This is a genomic window from Streptomyces sp. NPDC007929 (assembly GCF_042959065.1).
Taxonomy (GTDB): domain Bacteria; phylum Actinomycetota; class Actinomycetes; order Streptomycetales; family Streptomycetaceae; genus Streptomyces.
The window spans coordinates 104,789-128,373 of the sequence record NZ_JBIBKD010000004.1; the positions used below are offsets into that span (position 1 = coordinate 104,789).

Below are 23,585 nucleotides of genomic sequence, written 5' to 3' on the forward strand. Positions count from 1 at the left end.
GAAGGACTGGAACCCTCTCCGGGTGTATGTCAACGTACAACACCTCGGAAGTGCGAGGTCGGTAAGCGACCCGCCTGGAGATCCGATGAGGAGTATTTCCGCCGATGCGCGTCCTCCGATCAGTCCGGCCGGCCGCCCCTGTCCGCTTACTCTTTGTGCGATACACGGTGGACCGTTCATGCCGGATCCACATACGGGGGCGGATCGATTGGCGTCGAGGTTGGCAGTCGGGGCGAGCCTCTTTTCGGAGCGCGAGCGCAACATAGACCAAGATTGCCGGTTAGCCAAACCGGCGATCTTCGCGACCATTGAGCAGGTCCACATTTGGCTGTACTTGACAGTGGAGCCGTAGCGGACACAGAAGAAGGCAGCGCTCCCCAAACGCACCGGGGAGGGAGAGGAGGAGCATCGGCTACCGCAGCGGTGATACCCGCGGCACCCTTCGCTGAAGCGCAGTGGCCCCTCCGCCCGCGTGCAGTTTCCACACCCTCAAGGAGAGTGAGTACTCTGTCCGATCCCATCAAGAAACTTCCACCGAACTCGAAGGGGAAGGTTCGATACCGGTTTGTTGTCGACGCAGGAATCGACCCCGAAACTGGTAAGCGTAAGCAGTTGAGGCGCACCTTCGACTCGTTGAAGGAAGCTAGGGCTGAGTACGCAAACATAACTAACCGGCGGCATGATGGGTCGCTTGTGCCGCCCAACAAGATCACCGTGAATGAGTGGCTCGACCGATGGCTGGCCATGAAAGCGGAGGATCTCGAAGAAACCACCATCTACAACTACGGGATTACCCTGGACCGAGTTCGGGGGAGGCTCGGCAATATCCGTCTCCAGGACCTTACTGAAGAGCACGTGGAAGAGTGGAGAGACTGGGCACTGGCGCATGGCCGCGTGCGTGGTAAAAGGGCCGGGACGCCACTCAGTGTCACGAGTGTGGATATGAGCCTCGCTCGGCTGAAGGAAGCGCTGGGGAGAGCCGTTACCCGGCGGTTGGTGTACGTCAATGTCGCTGCGCACGTGACCATTCCCCGGAGAGCGCGCAAGGAAGAACGGAAGACTAAAGAGGAGGTGCCGCCCTGGAACGTCCAGGAGGTTCAGAAATTCATCCATGGAATTAGGGGCGAGCGTCTTTATGCTGCGCTTCTTCTTTCGCTGATGGGGCTTCGCCCAGCTGAAGTCTGCGGCCTCCGGTGGGAAGACGTTGACTTGGAGAACGCCACGATCGTCATTGCCAACACGCGCACGATGATGGGCAACCGGTACGTGGTGGAGAAGGACACCAAGTCTCTTGCGGGTGAGCGGGACCTGCCGCTGCCGGCGCTTGTGCTGGGAGCCCTCAAGGCATTCCGGGCTCTCCAAGCCGAGGAGAGGCTCGCTTTGGGGGAGGCGTACACGGTGTCGGGCTACGTGCTGGCGCATGAGACGGGCGACGCCTTCACGATCAAGCAACTTCGCCGACGCGCGTACCGGCTTATGGAGCTTCTCGGGCTCCGTCGCGTCAGGCTCTACGACGCACGCTCGTCGTGCTTCACCTTCCTGGCCAACAACGGCGTCCCGGACCACATCCTCGCGCGATGGGCCGGACATACGAACGTAAAGACGACCAAGCGGTGGTACGTCAAGCCGGATGTAGAAGATCTTCGCGGAGCCGCCACCACTTGGGATGGCCTGCACGGGGGTACGGCAGAGGGGCAAGAGTGAGCCACGCGGACTATGAGCCGAGCAACTTGCGCGCCGTATGGCCTGCAGGATTGGGGCGAGGGGGCTTCGGAGTCCGCTTGCTGGTTTTGGACCGGTGGCTGTAACTGAGAGCATCCGGCTACGGCCAAGCCTTCTACCAAGCGTTCACCGTGTGGCGTTTAAGTTGCTGTTGGGCGGGGTTTCGGAAGGTTTCCAGGTGGATCGCGCCGAGCCTCGTTCGTGCCACCACACTCGATGCTGCTTCCTGAACCGCCTGGAGGCCGTGATCAAAGAGGAAAGCGTTGCTCGTAGCGGCTGAAGGAGGGCACGCGCCCGGAGGGCCCACTGCCGACACGGCCACGAGTACATGCCGGAGAATGTATACCTGGGTTCTGGTTGGCAGGACCGGAGCGGGGCAAGGCCCGCTAGGTCCACCCCGGCGATGTGACATCTCGTGACAGATGAGAGGCTCAGACGGGTGAGCGAGACACCACCGAACACCCTGCAATACCGCTTTGACGGGCCAGAAGACGCTCCCGTCCTGATCCTGGGTCCCTCACTGGGTACCACATGGCACATGTGGGACCGCCAGATCCCCGAGCTGATCAAGCAGTGGCGCGTCTTCCGGTTCGACCTGCCCGGGCACGGCGGTGCCCCCGCGTACCCGGCGGGGTCGGTGGGTGAGCTCGCCACGCGGCTGCTGGCCACCCTCGAAGGACTCGGCGTGCAGCGCTTCGGCTACGCGGGCTGCGCGCTCGGCGGGGCGGTCGGCATCGAGCTGGCCCTGCGCCACCCGGAGCGGCTCGCCTCACTCGCGCTGATCGCCGCCTCGCCGCGCTTCGGCTCGGCCGACGAGTTCCGGCAGCGGGGCGTGATCGTCCGCACGAACGGCCTCGACCCCATCGCCCGTACCGCGCCCGAGCGCTGGTTCACCGGCGGGTTCGCCGCCGCGCAGCCCGCGATCACCGAGTGGGCCGTGCAGATGGTGCGCACCACCGACCCCGGCTGCTACATCGCCTCCTGCGAGGCGCTCGCCTCGTTCGACGTCCGCCCCGAGCTGGGGCGGGTCGGCGTGCCGACCCTGGTCCTGGTCGGCTCGGACGACCAGGTCACCGGCCCCGCCGAGGCCCGCACGCTGGTCGCGGGGATCCCGGACGCGCGCCTCGCCGTCGTCCCCGGCGCCTCCCACCTGGTCCCGGTGGAGCAGCCCGCGGCCGTCACCGACCTGCTGGTGCGGCACTTCTCCACCGCCTGGCAGCCCGCGTTCGAGACGTCCACCGGCCACAACGTCCTGCCCCCGGTCGCCCACAAGCCGGTCCTGTCGCCCGCCCCGCAGCAGCCCCCGCAGACCGGGCCCGTCGCCGAGATCGCCCCGGTCGTCGTACCGCCGCAGGCGCTGGGGCGGCCCGACCCGTACGACGCCGGTATCAAGGTCCGCCGCGAGGTGCTGGGCGACGCGCACGTCGACCGGACGCTGGCGCAGGCCGACGAGTTCTCCGGGGACTTCCAGGAGTTCGTCACCCGCTACGCCTGGGGCGAGATCTGGGACCGCCCCGGCCTCGACCGGCGCACCCGCAGCTGCGTCACCCTCACCGCCCTCGTCGCCGGGGGGCACCTGGACGAGCTGGCCCCCCACACCAGAGCCGCCCTGCGCAACGGACTCACCCCGGTCGAGATCAAGGAAGTGCTGCTCCAGGCGGCCGTCTACTGCGGCATCCCCGCCGCGAACAGCGCGTTCAGGGTGGCCCAGCAGGTCATCCGCGAGGAGACCACACCGCAGGAGTGAGCCACCCCGGTCCCCGGCCCTCGGCCCTCGGCCCCCTGCCCCCGGCCCCCTGCCGCAGGAGTGAGCCTCACCCCGGCCCCGGGGGCAGGATGGAGACCATGAAGCTCACGAAGAAGTCGCACGCCTGCGTCCGTCTGGAGAAGGACGGCCGGACACTCGTCCTGGACCCCGGCGGGTTCAGCGAGGAGGACGCCGCGCTCGGCGCGGACGCCATCCTCGTCACCCACGAGCACCCCGACCACTTCGACGAGCAACGGCTGCGCTCCGCGATGGAGGACAACCCGGCCGCCGAGATCTGGACCCTCGGGGCGGTCGCGGAGAAGATCTCCGCCGCCTTCCCCGGTCGTGTCCACACCGTCGGCCACGGCGACAGCTTCACCGCCGCGGGGTTCGACGTCCAGGTCCACGGCGAGCTGCACGCGGTGATCCACCCGGACATCCCGCGCATCACCAACGTCGGCTATCTCGTCGACGGCGGTACGGTCTTCCACCCCGGCGACGCCCTCACCGTCCCCGACCACCCCGTCGAGACGCTGCTGCTTCCGGTGATGGCCCCCTGGAACAAGATCTCCGAGGTCATCGACTACGTCCGCGAACTGAGGCCGCGGCGCGCCTACGACATCCACGACGCCCTGCTCACCGACCTGGCCCGCCCGATCTACGACCGGCAGATCGGACAGCTCGGCGGCGCCGACCACCTGCGCCTCGCCCCGGGGACGTCGGCGGACCTCTGACGCCGGGACGGCGTTGTCGGACCCGCCGGGTAGGTTGTGGGACATGCGCATCGCGACCTGGAACGTGAACTCGATCACCGCCCGCCTGCCGAGGCTCCTGGCCTGGCTGGAGAGCAGCGGCACCGACGTGCTGTGCCTCCAGGAGGCCAAGGTCGCCGAGGAGCAGTTCCCCACGGAGCAGCTGCGCGAACTGGGCTACGAGGCGGCCGTCCACGCCACCGGCCGGTGGAACGGCGTGGCGGTGCTCTCCCGCGTCGGCCTCGAGGACATCGTCAAGGGCGTGCCCGGCGACCCCGGGTTCGACGGCTCGGTGGAGCCCCGCGCCGTCTCCGCGACCTGCGGCCCGGTGCGCGTCTGGTCGGTCTACGTGCCGAACGGCCGTGAGGTGGACCACCCGCACTACGCCTACAAGCTCCAGTGGTTCGAGGCGCTCAAGGCCGCCGTCGCCGGTGACGCGGCCGGCAGCCGCCCCTTCGCGGTGATGGGCGACTACAACGTGGCGCCGACCGACGACGACGTCTTCGACCCCGCCTTCTTCGAGGGCTCCACCCACGTCACCCCGGCCGAGCGCGCCGCCCTGGCCTCCCTGCGCGAGGCGGGCCTGTCCGACGTGGTCCCGAGGCCCCTCAAGTACGACCAGCCGTTCACGTACTGGGACTACCGCCAGCTCTGCTTCCCGAAGAACCGCGGCATGCGCATCGACCTGGTGTACGGCAACGCGCCCTTCGCCAAGGCCGTCAGCGACGCGTACGTGGACCGCGAGGAGCGCAAGGGCAAGGGCGCGTCCGACCACGCGCCGGTGGTCGTGGACCTGGACGTCTAGGGCCTGCCGCCCCGGGGCTCCAGCAGCCGCAGGTCGACCGAGTCCGCCAGGGCCGCCAGCCCGGTGTCGCCCGGATGCAGATGATCCCCGCTGTCGTAGGCGGGCAGCATCCGGGACGGCCGAGCGGGGTCCCGGACCACCGCGTCGAAGTCGAGCACACCGTCGAAGACCGCGCCCTCGCGGATCCACGCGTTCACGGCGACCCGCTCGGCGTCGACGGCCGCCGTGCACCGCGCCTCGCCCTCGCAGGGCAGGATCGTCGCCGCCAGCATCCTGAGCCCCCGGGCGTGCCCGCGCGCCGCGAGCTCCCGCAGGCCCGCGATCACCTGCTCCGCCGAGGTGCCCCACCGCAGGTCGTTGACGCCCTCGAAGACGACGGCCGTACGGGGCGACGGCTGGGCGAGCACATCCCGGTCGAAGCGGTTCAGCGCGCTCACCCCGGCCGTGTCCGTGGACACCCCGTCGCCGGGGTAGCGGTCGGTGACCACGCGGTTGCCGGAGACGCCCAGGTTCAGCACGCCGTAGCGCGGGACGGTGCTCTGCCGCAGGAGCCGGCCGGCCAGCCTGTTCGGCCAGCGCCGGTTGGCGTCCACCGTCGACTTGTCGCCGTCGGTGATCGAGTCCCCGAGCAGCACCACCGACCCGGGCCCGCCGCTCACGTCGAGCCCGGCGAGCAGCGGCCAGCGGGTGATCACCGAGGTGTACGCCCCGGCGGCGCCGTCGGCCGTGTGGTCGCCGGGCCCGCTGACGTAGGAACGCTGCTGCGCGAGCCCGTGCACGGGCGCCGCGGCCACGGTCCCGGGCAGATGGAAGCTCACCAGCAGATTGGTGTCCGCCGGGACGGAGAAGCCGAGCGGATCGCTGTACGCCTGCGCCCCGGCCGGGATCGTCACACCAGCCGCGCCACCGAACGACAGCGCCACCGGCGTGCCCCGGGAGGCCGCGCCGGTCGCCTGCACCGCGACCGTGGCGCTCCCGATCCGTACCGGGGCCGCCGCGAAGGTGTTGTCGAACCGCACCCGCACCCGGGGCCCGCCGGCCGAGGTGTGCACGACCAGGCGCAGGGTCCGGTCCGTCCAGGGGCCGACGGCGGCGTAGCCGCCCGTGGCGGTGGTCCAGCTGCCCGTCCAGCCCCGTGTGGCGGTCCGTACCGACATCGCGAAGACGTGCAGACCGGCCGCGTCGGGCAGCCGGACGGAGGTGACCGCGCGGTCCGGACGCAGCGGCACGGTCGCGACGTACAGACGGGCCTGACGGGTGAGTTGGCCGCCCGGGGTGTTGATGTGGGGCAGGGCCACCGCCTTGGTCGCGAGCGGGCCGGTGCGCCAGTCCGGCGCGGTCAGCCGGTACCCGGAGCGGGTGCCGTCGGCGTAGGTGACCGTGCCCGGACCGCCCACCTCGGTGCCGGCGGTGCCCGCCACCAGGAAGGCCAGAGCGTCCCCGCGCCCCGCGACCCGGACGTCCTGCCCGGCGGCGCGGACGTTGTTCCGCTCCCCGGGCCCGCGCTTCGGCCAGGTCAGCCGGGCGCCCCGCACGGTGAGGACGCGCCCGGGCGTCCAGCCCGCGGCGCGGAGGTCCCGTGCCGCCAGGGAGGCACCTGAGCCGTCGAAGTCGGCCTCCTCGGGGGAGCCGTCGTCGCTGACCGCCACGTTGTCGAACAGCCGCTCCAGCGGCACCGGCGCGGCCCGCCCCTCGCCGGCGGCATGCGCCGACACCGCCGGAACCAGCGACCCGCACAGGGCCAGCACGACCAGGATCCCCCGGACACATCGGCGCACGGCCGACTCCTCCCGCTCATCGACACACGACGCGACACCGGCACACGCAGGCACGGAACTGCACAGGTAACGACGGCAGAGACACAAGGCGCACGGTGAAGTTAGGGAGACGGGAGTGACCCGTCAACGCGCGTCGCGTGAACTCGGCCTGAACTCGACCCGGATCGGCGGGTCCGCGCGCCCTGTGGTGCGTACGGCGGTACGAATGACACGCTGGACGTATGAACATCCCTTTCCTGGGCAACCGGCGCCGGAAGGTCGAGGTCCCCGATCCGGCAGGCATCGCGGAACTCCTCGCCGAGTGCGAACTGCTCCGCTCCCAGGCGTCCCGGGCGGGTGTCCGCCTGGACGACACGGCGGCCTCGCTGGAGGCCCTCGACCAGCTCCTGCCGCGCTGGCGGGACGACGCGGACACCCTGACCTGGCTCGGCAACGACGCCGGTCTCTACCTGGGCGGCGTCATCGTGCGCACCGTCGCGGGCGCCGCCTGGGAGATCCGTGCGGACGGCCAGCCCGTCGTACGGCTGGACTCCGGCCGCGAGTTCGACGTCGTCGAGTCCGGCCACGAGTGGGCCGCGTACGGGGTGCCCGAGCTGTCGCAGTTGTACGCGGAAGTCGCGGAGTCGTGAGCCCCATGGCCACAACCTTTGGCCCAAAGTCCGACGTAAATACGGCTAATGATCGAAAAGTGCGTGTCGCCCGACAAGTTCGATCTTGCCTGGATACGTTGCGGCAACCACCACACAGCTGAGAGTGAGTAGGGCTGAGCATGGCCGTCGAGCCGCTGATCGAGCTGCGTGACGTCAACAAGCACTTCGGGGAGCTGCATGTCCTGCAGGACATCAACCTCACCGTCGGCCGGGGGGAGGTGGTCGTGGTGATCGGCCCCTCGGGGTCGGGCAAGTCCACCCTCTGCCGGGCGATCAACCGGCTGGAGACCATCGAGTCCGGGCAGATCGTCCTCGACGGTCAGCCGCTGCCGGAGGAGGGCAAGCCGCTGGCCCGGCTGCGCGCGGACGTCGGCATGGTCTTCCAGTCGTTCAACCTCTTCGCCCACAAGACCGTCCTGCAGAACGTCTCCCTGGGGCAGGTCAAGGTCCGCGGGCGCCGGAAGGAGGACGCCGACGAGCGCTCCCGTGAACTCCTCGACCGGGTCGGTGTCGCCAATCAGGCGGACAAGTACCCGGCGCAGCTCTCCGGAGGCCAGCAGCAGCGCGTGGCCATCGCCCGCGCCCTGGCCATGGAGCCCAAGGCGATGCTCTTCGACGAGCCCACCTCGGCCCTGGACCCGGAGATGATCAACGAGGTGCTGGAGGTCATGAAGCAACTCGCCCGCGACGGCATGACCATGATCGTCGTCACCCACGAGATGGGCTTCGCCCGCTCGGCCGCCAACCGTGTGGTCTTCATGGCCGACGGCCGGATCGTCGAGGACCGCACCCCCGACGAGTTCTTCACCAACCCGAGCAGTGACCGCGCCAAGGACTTCCTCTCCAAGATCCTCAAGCACTGAACGGGCGCACGCCGGACGGCTCATCGCATCGGACCTCGACTACGATGTGCCCTTCATCCCTGTCGGAGAGGGGGACTTCGCCGAAGGCCGCCGATCCCGCCGGGGATGAGCAGACCGCCCGCCCGGTCCGCGGGGCTCTCCCCGCCGGGTGCGGCCCCCACGGCCCGAAGGCCACGGGGGCGGCGGTTCACATCGGCCAGGCCCGTCCGGCGGCAGCCGGAGATCACTGCTCGCGCAGCGGAACCGACACGTACGACGGGTCGTTCGCCGGCGAGGAGAAGGTCAGCTGCGCGCCGGACGGGTTGTGCTCGATGTAGAGCGGGTCGACCGTGTCGACGACCAGGGCGAGGCGATGCCCGGCCGGGACGTCGTAGGCCGTGGAGTACAGCTCCAGGTCCACGCCGAACGGCTTTCCGGGGGTGCGCCCGTGGAAGGTGTACGGCGCGTGGGTGACCAGCTTGCCGAGGCCGAGCGGCCCCACGTCGTACAGATAGGCGACGAGGGTGCCGCTCTCCTTGGTCGGGGTGAGGGTGGTGTGCAACTTCGCCGTCCCGCGCACCTGTTGGGCCCGGCCCGACTTCTCCGACTGCCACACCGCGGCCCAGCGGCGGGGGAGCAGCGGTATCGAGGCCATCGGCGGCAGCTGGGCCACCTGGTCGAGGATGCTGGACAGGAAGACGACACCGCCGTCCGCCCCCGAGTTCACGTTCGCCCGGATGGTCTTGGCGCCCCCGAGGGCGATCTTCCGGTCGGTCGCGGCGGCCGACTTCCAGTCCGGGTAGCCCTCGTAGCCGCCGGAGGAACGGGACTTGAGCTGGACGGGCTGCTCGCGGTCGATGCCGTTGTCCTCGCCCCTGAGGTAGTGGTCGAACCAGCGGCGGGTGTCCTTCCAGACGTCGTTGGGCAGCCCGAACAGGCCGGTCAGCTCGGCGGTGGCGTGGTCTCCGGGCCGCATCTCCAGCCGCTTGGGGCCGGTCAGCTTCTCGTAGAAGTCGGCGTACTGGTTGGGCGGGAAGATGCTGTCGCCCCAGGCGTTGGCGAGCATGATGGCCGCGCCGTTGGCGTTGATCCGGTCGACGTAGGTCGCAGCGGAACGTTTCTTCCCCCAGGCGATCAGCTCCGGTTCCTTCGCCAGGTTGGAGCTGTAGAAGTCGTTGAAGGTCTGCCGCAGTTCCGGGCTCTGGCGGCCCGTCACCACGCTCGCGCCGTCCAGCAGGGCGGCGGCCTGGAGGTGCTGGGTGCGTCCGGCGTAGATGGAGCCGATCAGGTCGGCCCAGCCGCTGAGCGAGGCGACCGCCTTGATCCGCTTGTCGTGCGCCGCGGCGAGCAGGCTGATGCCCGCGCCGTAGGAGACGCCCGCCATGCCGATGCGGGCGGCGTCGGCGGGGGTGTGGGTGAGCGCCCAGTCGATGACCTTCGACGCGTCGGCGACATCGGGTGGGCCGGCCACTTCTATCTCGCCGCCCGACTGCCAGAACCCGCGCACGTTGTAGGTGACCACGACGTACCCGGAGTCGGCGAGCTTCTGCGCCTGGGCGAGGTACTCGACCTGGGGGAGACCCCAGCTCGTGGGCATGACGAGCAGCGGGTGGCGGTCGGTGCCGCGGGCCCCGGCCGGGGTGACGACATTGGCTTTGAGGACGGTGCCGCCGTCGCCGGCGATGTCGACGAAGCGGACAGGGTTCGGGGCCGCCTGGGCGGTGGGGGCGAATCCGAGGGCGGTGCCGGCGAGCAGGGTCGCCGAGACGGCGCCTACGGCGGTGGTGCGCAGGGCCTTGCGGTGGGGTCCCACGGTCACTCCTCACTCGTGTCAGTGCAAAGTGACCGAACGGTAACCTCGCCCCTTTACCAGGGGTAACCCGTCGGTAAGTTACGTGCCAGTAACGATTGTTGAGCAGTGGAGGAGTTCAGGAGGCGCGGTGGGAGTTGCGTGGAGCCGTGGTCGTGGCGGCGGGCAGCGCGGTCTGCGCCGCGCGCGTCACGTCCTCCACCAGTTCGACGACGTCCGGGCCGTACGCCTGCGAGTTGATCACCTTCAGCAGCAGCACGAAGGAACCGCTGCCGTACTTGCGGGTCAGCTTCTCGTGGTTGCGGGCGAGGTAGCGCGTGGTGGCCTGGTTGGTGATCGACGTCTGGCCGCAGAAGAGGAAGACCGGCCGGGTCTGCCGGCTGCGGTCCGCGGTGAGCCGGGCGAGCAGCGCGTACTCCTCCCTGCCGTTGTCCACCCGGTAGCGCTCGGCGCCGATCTGGAACGCGCCCCGGTCCGGACCCGGTTCGGTGTCGACGTTCACCCGCACCCCCGGCAGCAGGGAGGACAGATGGGCCGCCATCCGGCGGTTGGAGGCCGGGCCGCCCACACAGAACTCGGTACGCTCCCCGAAGCCCTGGCGTGCCGTGTCGTGCGGGAGGATCTGGGCGTGGGCGTTGCAGTCCTTGATCAGCGCGGCCAGTTCGAGCAGCGCGAACACGTCGTAGCGCATCACCGCGAACTCCGGCCCGGCCGCGCCCCGGTTCACCACCAGCAGGGACTCGGAGTTGTCGGGCAGCCCGAAGAACACCTGCTTGCGGCGGAGCTTGCGCTTGAACAGGTAGGTGCGGGCCACCCAGCCGAGCGCGGCGCTGATGCCCGCCGCGACGACACCCAGAACGATGTTGCGCACGTCGTCACTCATGGGCGCGCATGGTAGCGGGCCCCGACGCACCGGTGTTCGACGCCTGCCTGACGCGGCCATGGCGATGAATTAAGCTGCGCGGACGGCTTTTTGACTGGAGGTGCGGATGCGTCGCCCTGTCGCACGGAATCTGACGGTACTGGCGGTTTCGGCCGCTGTGGTGGTGTCGGTGGGGGCGGCGGCGCCGCCCCCCGCCGCGCAGAGCCCCGGCGGTGAGAAGTCCCCGCTGGCCGTCGGCTACGGGGGCGCCGTCTCCAGCGTCGATCCCGACGCCTCCGCCGCCGGGATCGAGGTCCTGAGGAAGGGCGGCAACGCCGTCGACGCCGCCGTCGCCACGGCGGCCGCGCTCGGCGTCACCGAGCCCTACTCCGCAGGCATCGGCGGAGGCGGCTACTTCGTGTACTACGACGCCAAGTCCCGCACGGTCCGCACCATCGACGGCCGCGAGACCGCCCCGCTGAGCGCCGGCAAGGACCTGTTCCTCGAGGACGGCAAGCCCATCCCCTTCGCCGAGGCCGTCAGTAGCGGTCTGAGCGTCGGCACCCCGGGCACGCCCGCCACCTGGCAGACGGCCCTCGACCGGTGGGGCAGCAAGCGGCTCGCGAGCGTCCTGAAGCCGGCCGAGCGGCTGGCGCGGGACGGTTTCACCGTCGACGAGACCTTCCGCTCCCAGACGGCGTCCAACGAGGAGCGCTTCCGCCACTTCCCGGACACGGCCGAGCTGTTCCTGCCGAACGGGCGGCTCCCCGTCGTCGGCTCCACCTTCAAGAACCCCGATCTCGCCCGCACGTACGCGGAGCTGGCGCACCAGGGCGTCGACGCGCTCTACCGCGGCCGGCTCGCCCGGGACATCGTCGACACCGTCAACAAGCCGCCGGTCGACCCCGGCTCGGGCTGGAACGCCCGGCCCGGCGACCTGACCGCCAAGGACCTGGCCCGCTACCGCACCAAGCTCCAGGCGCCCACCAGGACCTCCTACCGCGGCCTCGGCGTCTACTCCATGGCGCCGTCCTCCTCCGGCGGTACGACCGTCGGCGAGGCGCTCAACATCCTGGAGCGCACGGACCTGTCCAAGGCGAGCAAGGCGAAGTACCTGCACCGCTACATCGAGGCCAGCCGGATCGCGTTCGCCGACCGGGGGCGCTGGGTCGGTGACCCCGCCTTCGAGGACGTACCGACGAAGGAACTGCTGTCGCAGAAGTTCGCCGACTCACGCGGGTGCCTCATCAAGGACGACGCGGTGCTCACCAGCCCGGTGCCGCCCGGCGATCCGCGCCATCCGCAGCGGTGCGGCTCCGGTGGCACGGCGGCTCCCACGACCTACGAGGGTGACAGCACCACGCATCTGACGGTGGCCGACAAGTGGGGCAACGTCGTCTCCTACACCCTCACCATCGAGCAGACCGGCGGCAGCGGGATCACCGTCCCCGGGCGGGGGTTCATCCTCAACAATGAGCTGACGGACTTCTCCTTCGCCCCGGCGAACCCGGCCGTGCACGACCCGAACCTGCCCGGGCCGGGCAAGCGGCCGCGGTCGTCGATGTCGCCGACGATCGTGCTGGACCGGCACCATCAGCCCGTGGTGGCGCTGGGGTCGCCGGGTGGCGCGACGATCATCACGACCGTTCTGCAGACGCTCACCGGGTTCGTCGACCGGGGGCTGCCGCTGGTCGACGCGATCGCGGCGCCCCGGGCGAGTCAGCGCAACGCCGCGCAGACCGAGCTGGAGCCCGGTCTCGACAGTGGGGTCAGGTCGCGGTTGGAGGCGATCGGGCACTCCTTCAAGGCCAACCCGGAGATCGGTGCGGCCACGGGGGTTCAGCGGCTGCCGGGCGGGAAGTGGCTGGCCGCGGCGGAGACGGTGCGGCGGGGTGGTGGTGCGGCGATGGTGGTGCGGCCGGCGCGTTGATGGCCGTGTGCGGCTCCGCCGCGGGGGCTCAGCGCGCCCCCGCGGCGGAGCCGCACATCGACACAGCCCGCGCCCCTAACGGGGCGTTTCTGGACCCTGCGTCTGGAACATGAGCTCCCCGGCTTCCACATCCACCGTCACCTGGCCGTTCTCCGACACCCTGCCGTCCAGCAGCAGGCGTGACAGTTCGTTGTCCACCTCGCGCTGGATCGTGCGGCGCAGCGGGCGGGCGCCGTACTCCGGCTGGTAGCCGCGGTCGGCCAGCCACTCCACCGCGCGGTCGGTGAAGGTCACCGTGACGCCCTTGCCGCGGACCAGGGAGCGGGTGCGGTCCAGCAGGAGGTCGGTGATCTGGCGCAACTGCTCCGTGGTGAGCTGGCGGAAGACGACGATCTCGTCGATGCGGTTGAGGAACTCCGGGCGGAAGTGCTCGCGCAGCGGGCGCAGGATCTGCTCGCGGCGGGCCTCCTCGTCCGCGTCGGCGCCGCCCGCGGCGAAGCCCGTCGTGGCGCCCCGGCGGGTGATCGCCTCGGAGCCGAGGTTGCTCGTCATCACGATGACCGTGTTGCTGAAATCGACGGTGCGGCCCTGGGAGTCGGTCAGCCGGCCGTCGTCGAGGACCTGGAGCAGGACGTTGAAGACATCCGGGTGCGCCTTCTCCACCTCGTCCAGCAGGAGCAGCGAGTACGGGTGACGGCGTACGACCTCGGTGAGCTGGCCCGCCTCCTCGTGGCCGACGTAACCGGGCGGGGCGCCGATCAGCCGGCTGACGGTGTGGCGCTCCTGGTACTCGCTCATGTCGAGCCGCACCATGCGGTCCTCGCTGCCGAAGAGCGCCTCGGCGAGCGCCCGGGCCAGTTCGGTCTTGCCGACGCCCGTCGGGCCGAGGAACAGGAAGCTGCCGATCGGCCGGTCGGCGGCCGCGAGCCCGGCGCGGGAACGCAGCACCGCGTCCGAGACGACCCGTACGGCCTCGTCCTGGCCGACGACCCGCTGGTGCAGATGCTCCTCAAGACCCAGCAGACGGTCCTTCTCCTCCTGGGTGAGGCTGGCGACCGGGATCCCGGTCTGCCGGGACACCACCTCGGCGATCGCCTCGGCCCCGACCACCAGGTCCTGCCCCTCGTCGACCTCGCTGTCGCCGCCGGCCTCGGTGATCCGCTGCTTGACCTCCACGATCCGGTCCCGCAACTGGGTGGCCTGCTCGTAACTCTCGTCCGCGACGGCCTGGTCCTTGTCCCGGGTCAGCTGCTCCAGCTCCCGCTCCAGGGCCCGTACGTCCGTTCCCTTGGTCCGGGCCCGCAGCCGCACCCGCGCACCGGCCTGGTCGATGAGGTCGATCGCCTTGTCGGGGAGGCGGCGGTCGGTGAGGTAGCGGTCGGAGAGCTCCACGGCCGCGACCAGGGCCTCGTCGGTGTAGCGGACCTGGTGGTGGGCCTCGTAGCGGTCCTGGAGGCCGCGCAGGATCTCGATCGCGTCGGCGGCGGTCGGCTCCGGCACCATGATCGGCTGGAAGCGGCGGGCCAGCGCCGCGTCCTTCTCGATCCGGCGGTACTCCTCCAGCGTGGTGGCGCCCACGATGTGCAGCTCGCCCCGGGCGAGGGCGGGCTTGAGGATGTTGCCGGCGTCCATGGAGCTGCCGTCGCCGCCACCGGAACCGGCGCCCACGACCGTGTGCAGCTCGTCGATGAAGATGATCAACTGGTCGGAGTGGGCGCGGATCTCGCCCACGATGTTGTTCATCCGCTCCTCGAAGTCACCCCGGTAGCGGGTGCCCGCGACCACGCCCGTGAGGTCCAGGGCGACCACGCGGCGCCCGATCAGCACATCGGGCACGTCCGCCTCGGAGATGCGCTGCGCGAGCCCCTCCACGATGGCCGTCTTGCCGACGCCCGCGTCACCGATCAGCACCGGGTTGTTCTTGCCGCGCCGGGACAGGACCTCGACGGTCTGCTCGATCTCCTGGTCCCGGCCGATCACCGGGTCGATCCGGCCGTGCCGGGCCAGCTCGGTGAGGTCGCGGCCGTACTTGTCGAGGGTCGGCGTGTTCGTCGGGCGCGGGCGCTCGGACGCGGGGGCCTCCGGTGCCTCGGGCGGCTCGGAGGGGGCGAAGCGGGCCGCGTTGAGGATGTGCCCGGCTGCGGAGTCGGGGTTCGACGCCAGGGCGCTGAGCACGTGCTCGGGACCGATGTAGCCGTAGCCGCGGGCCCGGGCCATGTCGTGGGCGTCCAGCAGGGCCCGCTTGGCGGCCGGGGTGAGGGAGAGCGCGGTCGGCGGCGGGGCGTCGTCCGGGGTGTGCTGGGCGGGCCCCGAGCGGTCGTCGATCTGCGACGCCAGCGAGTCGGGGTTCGCACCGGCCTTGCTGAGCAGGGTGCGGGTGGGTTCGGTGGCGAGCGCCGCCCGCAGCAGATGTTGGGTGTCGAGGTCCCGGCTGCCATGCTCGGCGGCGTACTGGGCGGCGCCGCGGACGAGCTCCCGGGCCGGCTGGCTCAGCAGCCGCCCGAGGTCGATCTGCCGGGGACCGGGACGCGGTCCGCCGAAGAACCGTGCGAGGAATTCTCCGAAGGGATCCGAGCCGTAGCCCTCCGGGCTGGTGAAGCCGCTGCTCATGGGCCTTCCGTTCCCGGCGTCCCCGGCGCGCGGGCGGGGGACGCCCTCGCTGGTCGACGTGCCGGGGTCGGGTAACCCGGGTGGCAGCCGGTTACACCTGGGGCGCGCTCGTAGAACACCTTCGCACGATCGCCGACGAGGGGCACCTTCGGGATGTTTCCGGTCATTCCGGCATGGGTCAGCGGGCGGTCAGGATCCTCGGGCCCGCGTCGGTGATCGCCACGGTGTGCTCCGCGTGGGCCGCGCGGGAGCCGTCGTTCGTCTTCAGGGTCCAGCCGTCGGGGGCCGCGTGGTAGCCGTCCGTGCCGCCCGCGATGACCATGGGCTCGATCGCCAGCACCATGCCGTGCCGCAGTCGCATGCCCCGTCCCGGGCGGCCCTCGTTGGGCACCCCGGGGTCCTCGTGCATACGGCGGCCGATGCCGTGACCGCCGAAGCCGTCCGGGATGCCGTATCCGGCGCCGCGGCAGACCGTGCCGATCGCGTGCGCGATGTCGCCGATGCGGTTGCCCACGACGGCGGCCTCGATGCCGGCCGCGAGGGCCCGTTCGGCGGTCTCGATCAGGCGCAGGTCCGCCCGGCGCGCGGTGCCCACGACGAAGCTGAGCGCCGAGTCGCCGACCCAGCCTTCCAGTTCGGCACCGAAGTCGATGGAGACCAGGTCGCCGTCGCGCAGGCGGTAGCGGCCCGGGACGCCGTGCACGATCGCGTCGTTGACCGAGACGCACAGGACGGCGGGGAAGGGGGTCGGTGCGAAGTCCGGCCGGTAGCCCAGGAAGGGCGAGGTCGCGCCCGCCTCGCGGAGCACGCCGTGCGCCACCTCGTCCAGCTCCAGCAGGGAGACGCCCACGCCGGCGGCCTTCTGTACGGCCGTCAGGGCGCGGGCGACGACCTGGCCCGCCTCGTGCATCGCGTCGATGGACGTGTCTGTCTTCAGCTCCACCATGCCAATTACTATACCGGTATTAGAATGGGGGCATGGTGCGCACCCCTCTCACCCCCGAAGAACGCGAACGCGGCGAGCGGCTCGGCCGGCTGCTGCGCGAGGCGCGTGGTGGCCGGAGCATGACGGAGATCGCGGCGAGCGCGGGCATCTCCGCGGAGACCCTCCGCAAGATCGAGACCGGCCGGGCGCCGACCCCGGCCTTCTTCACGGTCGCCGCGCTGGCCGGAGTCCTCGGGCTGTCCATGGACGACCTGGTCGGACAGTGCGTGCCGGTGCCCCTCTGAGGAACCCGCGCCGTGCGTGAAAACTTCCCGTAGCACGCCCGTAACACGACTGGTGTTGCCTTCGGGGCGGAATGCTCCGGCCTCACGGGAGTTGAGCGATGGCGGCGGATCAACTCCCGGCTGAAGTCGGCGAGTTCGCGACCTACCTGAACGGCCTGCTGGCACGCCTCGACCCGGCCGGCGGCTGGTGCGCGGTGTTCTGGCAGCGCGACCCGGAGGGCATGCGGGCCTGCCTCGACGGGCGCGACATGCCGCCCTGGGACGTGGTCGAGGCCCTGCTCCAGGATCTCGCCGGGCAGTACGGCCCGGGGGGAGCCGGCCCGGAGACGGAGCGCGCCCGCGCCCTGCACGCCGCCGCGCTCGCCGTGCACGACACCCGCCCCGGGGGCCGCGACGCCCTCGCCGGTCGTCTCGACGGCATGCTCCGCGAACAGCGGTACGCCGCCGAACGCCAGGCCGCCCTGGCCCGGCACCTGACCTCGGCCACGACGCCCGGGGAGGCCGACGCCCTCCGCCGGGACCTGGCCTGGGCCCAGGACGACCACACACGCGCCGCGGCCCGCTGCGCGGAACTCCGGTCCCGGCTGGCCCGGGTGGACGGACACGCCCGGGCGGAGCGGGGCGCGGGTGCCGGGGCAGGTCCGCAGGCCGCCGCACCACAGCGCGGCGGCACGGACTCGACCACGGCGCCGCCGGGCCACCGCGGCGGCCCGGACTCGACCACGGCGGCGCCGGGCCACCGCGGCGGCCCGGACTCGACCACGGCGGCGCCGGGCCGGTACGACGCCGCCGAACCGGAGCCCGAAGGGCCCGGCCGACAGCACCCGACCGCCCGAGGCGCCTCCGGCGGGGCTCCCACGGACGCCGCGCCCGGCCCCTCCGTCCGCTCCGGCCCGCAGCACCCGCAGGACGACCGGCCGGCCCGGCACCCCGCGCCGAGCGGGAACCGGAACCCCTGGGGAGAACTCGCTCCCGGGTCCGCCCCGAACGGTTTCACCGACCCGGCCGGTTCCGGCGCGGGTCGGCCCACGCAACGGCACCCGGCGGACCGGCCCGGCTCCGGTGAGGCCGCTGCGGGGATGGCGCCCGGCGGTTTCACGGCCCCCGCCGGGACCGAGACGCCGGGGCCCGGTCGGCAGGGCCCTGCGGCCGGTCGGGCCGGGGTGGGGGAGGCCGCTGCGGGGACGGCCCCCAAACCCCGTAAACGCAGACGCGGCGGTGCCCGTTTTGCCGGGTTGGTCGATGAGGAGGCCGCGCCCCTCGTCGTGCCGCCCACTGCCGTGCCCGAGCTGCCCGACCTGCCCGCCCCCGCGCCCGTGGCCACCGGCCGTACTCCCCGGGGCGCGCGTTTCGCCGGGGCCGGTGAGGAGGTCGTGGTGGAACGGGCTGTGGGGGAGGGCGGGGCCGTCGGGGCCGTCGATCGGGTGGAGGTCGGGCGGACCGTCGAGATGCTGGGGCGGCTGCGCGGCGAGGGGCGCAGCGGGGAGGCCCATGCCCTGCTGGCCGAGGTCGCCGGGTGGGAGCCCGGGCGGTTTCCGCTGCTCGCGGAGCGGCTGCACCTCGCCGGGCTGGACGCCGACTGGCAGACGCTGCTGTGGGAGGCCGCCTCGCTGCCCGCCGGACGGCTGGTCGCCGCCGCCGACGCGCTGGTCGAGGCCGGGCGGGCGGAGGACGGGCGGCAGATGCTGCGGCAGGGCGTCGCCCGGCCGCCCGGCGAGGTCGGCCGGGCCGTCCTGGCCCTGGCCGCCGAAGGTCGTCACCGCGAGGTGCGCGTCCTGCTCGACGCGTACGTCAAGGCCCGTGTCCCCGAGGAGGCCGCCCGCAGCGCCGAGCCCGATCCGCGGCGCCTCGTGCCGCTCCTGCTGGAGGCCGCCCGGGGCGTGTCGGACGAGCGCCACTGGGATCTCGTGCACGCCCTGCGGGTCGCCGGACACGCCGCCTGACCGGCGAGAGTGCGCCCCGGGCGGCTCACCCACAGGAGTGTGAATCGCGCAATGCCCCGCGGGTTGGCGACGATGGTCTTGGCAACCCCGTGCCGGAGGCTTACGTTCGTGGCTCTACGGCCCGCTTCTACGGGCGTAGAGGCGCAGACGTCGCGTCGAAGGAGCAGCTCATGGCCAACGTCGTACGTGCCGCCCTGGTCCAGGCCACCTGGACCGGCGACACCGAGTCCATGGTGGCGAAACACGAGGAGCACGCCCGCGAGGCGGCCCGCCGGGGCGCGAAGATCATCGGTTTCCAGGAAGTCTTCAACAGCCCCTACTTCTGTCAGGTCGAGGAGCCGGAGCACTACCGCTGGGCCGAGCCCGTCCCCGACGGTCCGACGGTCCGCCGTATGCGGGCCCTCGCACGCGAGACCGGCATGGTGATCGTCGCGCCCGTGTTCGAGGCGGAGCAGCCCGGCTTCTACTACAACACCGCGGCCGTGATCGACGCCGACGGCACCTACCTCGGCAAGTACCGCAAGCACCACATCCCCCAGCTCAAGGGCTTCCGCGAGAAGTTCTACTTCAAGCCCGGCAACCTCGGCTGGCCCGTCTTCGACACCGTCGCCGGCAAGGTCGGGGTGTACATCTGCTACGACCGCCACTTCCCGGAAGGCTGGCGCCAGCTCGGCCTGGCCGGGGCCCAGCTGGTCTACAACCCCTCCGCCACCCACCGCAGCCTCTCCTCCCACCTGTGGCGGCTGGAGCAGCCCGCGGCCGCCGTCGCCAACGGGTACTACATCGCCGCGATCAACCGCGTCGGGCAGGAGGAGTACGGCGACAACGACTTCTACGGCACGAGCTACTTCGTCGACCCCCGAGGGCAGTTCGTCGGGGACGTCGCCAGCGACAGCGCGGAGGAGCTCGTGGTCCGGGACATCGACCTCGACCTCATCGAAGAGGTACGGCAGACGTGGGCCTTCTACCGCGACCGCCGTCCCGACGCCTACGAAGGGCTGGTGCAGCCGTGACCAACGACCTCCTGGGCCGCCACCGGGCCGTGCTCCCCGACTGGCTCGCCCTCTACTACGAGGAGCCCCTCGAACTCACCCACGGCGAGGGCCGCCACGTCTGGGACGCCCAGGGCAACCGGTACCTCGACTTCTTCGGCGGCATCCTCACCACCATGACGGCGCACGCGCTGCCCGAGGTGACCAAGGCGGTGAGCGAGCAGGCCGGGCGGATCATCCACTCCTCGACCCTCTACCTCAACCGCCCGATGGTCGAACTCGCCGAACGCATCGCCCAGTTGAGCGGCATCCCGGACGCCCGCGTCTTCTTCACCACGTCCGGCACCGAGGCCAACGACACCGCCCTGCTGCTGGCCACGGCGTACCGGCGCAGCAACACCATCCTCGCGATGCGCAACAGCTACCACGGCCGCTCCTTCAGCGCCGTCGGCATCACCGGCAACAGCGGTTGGTCGCCGACCTCGCTGTCCCCGCTCCAGACGCTGTACGTGCACGGTGGGGTGCGCACCCGCGGCCCGTTCGCCTCCCTCAGCGACGAGGCCTACATCGCCGCCTGCGTGGAGGACCTGAAGGACCTGCTCGGCCACACCCGCGCACCGGCCGCGCTGATCGCCGAACCCGTCCAGGGCGTCGGCGGGTTCACGGCGCCGCCGGACGGCCTGTACGCCGCGTTCCGCGAGGTGCTGCACGAGCGCGGCATCCTGTGGATCGCCGACGAGGTGCAGACCGGGTGGGGCCGCACCGGCGAGCACTTCTGGGGCTGGCAGGCCCACGGGCAGAGCGGGCCGCCCGACATCATGACCTTCGCCAAGGGCATCGGCAACGGCATGTCCATCGGCGGGGTCGTCGCCCGCTCCGAGATCATGAACTGCCTGGACTCCAACAGCATCTCCACCTTCGGCGGCACCCAGATCACCATGGCGGCGGGCCTCGCCAACCTCAACTACCTCCTGGAACACGACCTCCAGGGCAACGCCCGGCGCGTCGGCGGACTGCTCATCGAGCGGCTGCGGGCCGTCGCCGCGCACGTCCCGGCCGTACGGGAGGTACGCGGACGCGGGCTGATGATCGGCATCGAGATCACCGAGCCGGGCACCGACAAGGCCGATCCGTCGACCGCGGCCGCCGTGCAGGAGGCGGCCCGCGAGGGCGGCCTGCTGATCGGCAAGGGCGGTGGGCACAACACCAGTTCGCTGCGCGTCGCGCCGCTGCTGTCCCTCAACGTCGCGGAGGCCGAGGAAGGCGCCGCGATCCTCGAGAACGCTCTGCGGAGCATCCCGTAGCACTGCACTGAGCAAGGGACACGGCCCATGACCATCACCCTGGATTCCCTGGAGCCCGAGCTGTCGGTGCGGCAGGTCCTCACCCTGGAGCGGGTGCTCGCCGGGGAGCCCGAGGTGGTGGCCGGCGCGAGCCACCTCGACCGGCCGGTGCGCTGGGTGCACGTCGCCGAGGCCGCCGACGTCGGAGTGATGCTCACCGGCGGCGAGATGGTCCTCACCACCGGTGTGCTGCTCGCCGGCGACGAGGACAAGCAGGCCGAGTACGTCCGCTCGCTGCACCGCGCGGAGGCCGCCGCGGTCGTCCTCGGACTCGGCCGCGCCTTCCCCGCGGCGCCGGAGGTGATGCGCCGGGCCGCCGAGCGGTGCGGACTGCCGATGGTGGTCCTGCACCGGCCGTTCCCCTTCGCCGAACTGACCGAGGAGGTCCAGTCCCGGCTGGTACGGCGCAAGTTCGCCGCCGTCAGCCTCTCCGAGGCCGTGCGCACCGAACTCACCGCCCTCATCACCGCCGGTGCCTCACTGCAACGCCTGCTCGACGAGGTCGCCCGGCACAGCGCCTGCCCGGTCGTCGTCACCAACCTCGCCCACCGCGTCCTCGGCACGGCGGGGGAGCGGCCCGCGGTCGACGACGTGCTGCGCGACTGGGAGCGCATCGCCCGGCAGGCCGGGGGCACCGAGGGCGACGGCTGGATCCGCGCCGAACTGGGCGGACGCGGGGAGCGCTGGGGCCGGATCGTGCTGTGCGGCTACCGCGGCGACACCGCCACCGGACGGCTGCTCGCCGACCGCGCCGCCGAGGCCCTCGTCCTGCACCGCATGCTCGGCGGCGGCTCCGCGTGCTCCTGGGAGGAGCAGTCCGCGCAGAGCCTGCTCACCGACCTGGTCAGCGGCGTCGTACCGGCACGCCAGCTGCTGCCCCGGGCCCGCGCGGCCGGGCTCCCGGTCAACCGGCGCACCTTCGTACCGCTGGCCGTCCGCGACGGCGACCCGGCCCGCCTCGAACGGCTCCTGCGGCTGCTGGGCCTGCCCGGCCTGGTCGCCGAACTCGCCGACGGCACCACCGCCGTGCTGCTCAGCCTGCCCCGCGACCAGGACGCGGGCGCCCTCGCCGCGCACTTCGCGACCCGGCTGCGCACCGAGACCGGCCCGGACCACACCGTCGTGGCGGCGGCCGAACCCCGCGCCGCCTGGGACGACGTACCCACCGGACTGCGCGAGGCCCAGCACGTCGCGGACGCCGTCGCCGACTCCAGTGCCGTCCTCGACCTGCCGCCGGTCGTCCGCCTCAGGGACGTCCATCTGCGGGGCCTGGTCCGGCTGTTGCGCGACGACCCGCACGTGCAGTCGTTCGCGGAGCGGGAGTTGGACGGGATCTTGCGCGAGAGTGACGAGGACCTGCTGTCGGTCCTGCGCACCTACCTCGCCACGGGCCGCAACAAGTCCCGCACCGCCCAGCTCCACCACGTCTCCCGGCCGGCCCTCTACCGCCGCCTGGAGTCCATACAGGTCCGCCTCGGGGTGGACCTCGACGACTTCGAGCAGGCCGCCTCGGTGCACATCGCACTCCTCGCACACGACGCGCAACAGCAGTGAAACACGCGACCACCTGGGAAAACGGCGGTGAAACATGAGTCCACGAAAGAGTGACACGGTGGCACGCCGCACGCCCCGGGACGTGACACGCTGCAACTCAAAGACGCCCCTCGCCCTCCCTAGGCTCACGGCACACCGAGCGACCGGAGGTCCCGATGAGCCGAGTGATCCGCGCCGCCGTCTTCCAGACCGCCTGGACGGGCGACAAGGAATCGATGATCCAGGTCCACGAGCAGGCGGCCCGCGACGCCGCCGCGCAGGGCGCCCAAGTCCTCTGTTTCCAGGAGCTGTTCTACGGACCGTACTTCTGCCAGGTCCAGGACCCGGCCTTCTACGAGTACGCCGAGCAGATTCCCGAGGGCCCCGTCGTCCGCCGCTTCCAGGCCCTCGCGAAGGAACTGGGCATCGTCCTGGTGCTGCCGATGTACGAGGAGGAGCAGCCCGGCGTCCTCTACAACACCGCCGCCGTGATCGACGCGGACGGCTCCTACCTGGGCAAGTACCGCAAGACCCACATCCCCCAGGTCAGGGGATTCTGGGAGAAGTTCTACTTCCGCCCGGGCAACAGCGGCTGGCCGGTCTTCGACACCAAGGTCGGCAGGGTCGGCGTCTACATCTGCTACGACCGCCACTTCCCGGAGGGCTGGCGGGCACTGGGCCTCGCGGGGGCCGAGATCGTCTTCAACCCCTCGGCGACCTCCCGCGGCCTGTCCGGCTACCTCTGGCAGCTGGAACAGCCGGCGGCGGCCGTCGCCAACGAGTACTTCGTCGGCGCGATCAACCGGGTCGGCGTCGAGGAGTACGGCGACAACGACTTCTACGGCACCTCGTACTTCGTGGACCCCGAGGCCCAGTTCGTCGGCGAGGTGGCCAGCGACAAGGAGCCCGAACTGGTGGTGCGCGACCTGGACATGGCCAAACTCCGAGAGGTCCGCGACCGCTGGCAGTTCTACCGGGACCGGGCGCCGGGCGCCTACGGACCGCTGACGGCACCGTAAGCGCCCCGAAAGGGGCG

General features: G+C 71.4%; 18 protein-coding genes. 13 read left to right on the plus strand and 5 right to left on the minus strand.

Features of this window, described 5'->3' with window-relative positions:
• The first annotated feature begins 498 nt into the window (after nt 1-498).
• From ACFZDE_RS14140 to ACFZDE_RS14155, 4 genes are all read left to right on the plus strand, one after another.
• On the plus strand, nt 499-1,704 hold the full coding sequence (locus ACFZDE_RS14140; RefSeq protein ID WP_390979115.1) for a tyrosine-type recombinase/integrase: 1,206 nt from the start codon (nt 499-501) through the stop codon (nt 1,702-1,704).
• Nucleotides 1,705-2,161: 457 nt separating this feature from the next.
• Nucleotides 2,162-3,469, plus strand: coding sequence for a 4-carboxymuconolactone decarboxylase (pcaC, locus tag ACFZDE_RS14145; protein ID WP_391200029.1), 1,308 nt, complete (start codon nt 2,162-2,164; stop codon nt 3,467-3,469).
• Nucleotides 3,470-3,567: 98 nt separating this feature from the next.
• A complete protein-coding gene (locus ACFZDE_RS14150; RefSeq protein ID WP_391200030.1) occupies nt 3,568-4,203 on the plus strand; it encodes an MBL fold metallo-hydrolase in 636 nt (211 codons plus the stop codon).
• 43 nt (nt 4,204-4,246) lie between these two features.
• Nucleotides 4,247-5,026, plus strand: a complete 780-nt coding sequence (locus ACFZDE_RS14155) for an exodeoxyribonuclease III (RefSeq protein ID WP_390995164.1) — start codon at nt 4,247-4,249, stop codon at nt 5,024-5,026.
• Here the strand turns inward: ACFZDE_RS14155 and ACFZDE_RS14160 are convergent.
• The gene (locus ACFZDE_RS14160) at nt 5,023-6,804 is read right to left on the minus strand and encodes a GDSL-type esterase/lipase family protein (protein ID WP_391200031.1); all 1,782 of its coding nucleotides are present in this window, start codon (nt 6,802-6,804) and stop codon (nt 5,023-5,025) included. The genes ACFZDE_RS14155 and ACFZDE_RS14160 overlap by 4 nt on opposite strands.
• 221 nt (nt 6,805-7,025) lie before the next feature.
• On the opposite strand from ACFZDE_RS14160, the gene ACFZDE_RS14165 reads away from it, so the two are divergent.
• Both ACFZDE_RS14165 and ACFZDE_RS14170 read left to right on the plus strand, forming a co-directional pair.
• A complete protein-coding gene (locus ACFZDE_RS14165; RefSeq protein ID WP_390995170.1) occupies nt 7,026-7,433 on the plus strand; it encodes a DUF6278 family protein in 408 nt (135 codons plus the stop codon).
• 140 nt (nt 7,434-7,573) lie between these two features.
• Entirely contained in the window at nt 7,574-8,317 is a 744-nt protein-coding gene (locus ACFZDE_RS14170; RefSeq protein ID WP_390995172.1) for an ATP-binding cassette domain-containing protein, read from the plus strand.
• Between the two features lie 223 nt (nt 8,318-8,540).
• Here the strand turns inward: ACFZDE_RS14170 and ACFZDE_RS14175 are convergent, their stop codons facing one another.
• Both ACFZDE_RS14175 and ACFZDE_RS14180 read right to left on the minus strand, forming a co-directional pair.
• Complete coding sequence (locus tag ACFZDE_RS14175; protein ID WP_390995175.1) at nt 8,541-10,109, minus strand: CocE/NonD family hydrolase; 1,569 nt, start codon at nt 10,107-10,109, stop codon at nt 8,541-8,543.
• A gap of 115 nt (nt 10,110-10,224) precedes the next feature.
• On the minus strand, nt 10,225-10,989 hold the full coding sequence (locus ACFZDE_RS14180; protein ID WP_390995177.1) for a hypothetical protein: 765 nt from the start codon (nt 10,987-10,989) through the stop codon (nt 10,225-10,227).
• A gap of 106 nt (nt 10,990-11,095) precedes the next feature.
• Here ACFZDE_RS14180 and ggt point away from each other — a divergent pair, with 106 nt between their 5' ends.
• Nucleotides 11,096-12,898, plus strand: a complete 1,803-nt coding sequence (ggt, locus tag ACFZDE_RS14185) for a gamma-glutamyltransferase (protein ID WP_391200032.1) — start codon at nt 11,096-11,098, stop codon at nt 12,896-12,898.
• A 75-nt stretch (nt 12,899-12,973) separates the two neighbouring features.
• Here the strand turns inward: ggt and ACFZDE_RS14190 are convergent, their stop codons facing one another.
• Nucleotides 12,974-15,508, minus strand: a complete 2,535-nt coding sequence (locus tag ACFZDE_RS14190) for an AAA family ATPase (RefSeq protein WP_391200033.1) — start codon at nt 15,506-15,508, stop codon at nt 12,974-12,976.
• Nucleotides 15,509-15,686: 178 nt separating this feature from the next.
• On the minus strand, nt 15,687-16,454 hold the full coding sequence (gene map, locus ACFZDE_RS14195) for a type I methionyl aminopeptidase (RefSeq protein WP_391200034.1): 768 nt from the start codon (nt 16,452-16,454) through the stop codon (nt 15,687-15,689).
• 32 nt (nt 16,455-16,486) lie between these two features.
• Here map and ACFZDE_RS14200 point away from each other — a divergent pair, with 32 nt between their 5' ends.
• The 6 genes from ACFZDE_RS14200 (at nt 16,487) to ACFZDE_RS14225 (ending at nt 23,568) form a co-directional block, all read left to right on the plus strand.
• Nucleotides 16,487-16,738 (plus strand): helix-turn-helix domain-containing protein, encoded by a 252-nt coding sequence (locus ACFZDE_RS14200; protein ID WP_390995188.1) that lies wholly within the window; start codon nt 16,487-16,489, stop codon nt 16,736-16,738.
• Nucleotides 16,739-16,836: 98 nt separating this feature from the next.
• A complete protein-coding gene (locus ACFZDE_RS14205; RefSeq protein ID WP_391200035.1) occupies nt 16,837-18,681 on the plus strand; it encodes a hypothetical protein in 1,845 nt (614 codons plus the stop codon).
• A gap of 170 nt (nt 18,682-18,851) precedes the next feature.
• Nucleotides 18,852-19,694, plus strand: a complete 843-nt coding sequence (locus tag ACFZDE_RS14210; protein ID WP_391200036.1) for a nitrilase-related carbon-nitrogen hydrolase — start codon at nt 18,852-18,854, stop codon at nt 19,692-19,694.
• The gene (locus tag ACFZDE_RS14215) at nt 19,691-20,977 is read left to right on the plus strand and encodes an aminotransferase class III-fold pyridoxal phosphate-dependent enzyme (protein ID WP_391200037.1); all 1,287 of its coding nucleotides are present in this window, start codon (nt 19,691-19,693) and stop codon (nt 20,975-20,977) included. Before ACFZDE_RS14210 ends, ACFZDE_RS14215 begins: the two co-directional genes overlap by 4 nt.
• A 27-nt stretch (nt 20,978-21,004) precedes the next feature.
• Nucleotides 21,005-22,570 carry a PucR family transcriptional regulator ligand-binding domain-containing protein gene (locus tag ACFZDE_RS14220; protein ID WP_391200038.1) on the plus strand — a complete coding sequence of 522 codons (1,566 nt, stop codon included), beginning with the start codon at nt 21,005-21,007 and terminating at the stop codon, nt 22,568-22,570.
• 155 nt (nt 22,571-22,725) lie between these two features.
• Nucleotides 22,726-23,568 carry a nitrilase-related carbon-nitrogen hydrolase gene (locus ACFZDE_RS14225; RefSeq protein ID WP_391200039.1) on the plus strand — a complete coding sequence of 281 codons (843 nt, stop codon included), beginning with the start codon at nt 22,726-22,728 and terminating at the stop codon, nt 23,566-23,568.
• Nucleotides 23,569-23,585: the final 17 nt, after the last annotated feature.

Coding starts and splice junctions, on each gene's coding strand:
- ACFZDE_RS14220 (WP_391200038.1), top strand. CDS start 21,005: ATGACCATCACCCTGGATTCCCTGGAGCCCGAGCTGTCGGTGCGGCAG.
- ACFZDE_RS14205 (WP_391200035.1), top strand. CDS start 16,837: ATGGCGGCGGATCAACTCCCGGCTGAAGTCGGCGAGTTCGCGACCTAC.
- ACFZDE_RS14155 (WP_390995164.1), top strand. CDS start 4,247: ATGCGCATCGCGACCTGGAACGTGAACTCGATCACCGCCCGCCTGCCG.
- ACFZDE_RS14150 (WP_391200030.1), top strand. CDS start 3,568: ATGAAGCTCACGAAGAAGTCGCACGCCTGCGTCCGTCTGGAGAAGGAC.
- ACFZDE_RS14225 (WP_391200039.1), top strand. CDS start 22,726: ATGAGCCGAGTGATCCGCGCCGCCGTCTTCCAGACCGCCTGGACGGGC.
- ACFZDE_RS14190 (WP_391200033.1), bottom strand. CDS start 15,508: ATGAGCAGCGGCTTCACCAGCCCGGAGGGCTACGGCTCGGATCCCTTC.
- ggt (WP_391200032.1), top strand. CDS start 11,096: ATGCGTCGCCCTGTCGCACGGAATCTGACGGTACTGGCGGTTTCGGCC.
- ACFZDE_RS14165 (WP_390995170.1), top strand. CDS start 7,026: ATGAACATCCCTTTCCTGGGCAACCGGCGCCGGAAGGTCGAGGTCCCC.
- ACFZDE_RS14180 (WP_390995177.1), bottom strand. CDS start 10,989: ATGAGTGACGACGTGCGCAACATCGTTCTGGGTGTCGTCGCGGCGGGC.
- ACFZDE_RS14200 (WP_390995188.1), top strand. CDS start 16,487: ATGGTGCGCACCCCTCTCACCCCCGAAGAACGCGAACGCGGCGAGCGG.
- ACFZDE_RS14210 (WP_391200036.1), top strand. CDS start 18,852: ATGGCCAACGTCGTACGTGCCGCCCTGGTCCAGGCCACCTGGACCGGC.
- ACFZDE_RS14170 (WP_390995172.1), top strand. CDS start 7,574: ATGGCCGTCGAGCCGCTGATCGAGCTGCGTGACGTCAACAAGCACTTC.
- map (WP_391200034.1), bottom strand. CDS start 16,454: ATGGTGGAGCTGAAGACAGACACGTCCATCGACGCGATGCACGAGGCG.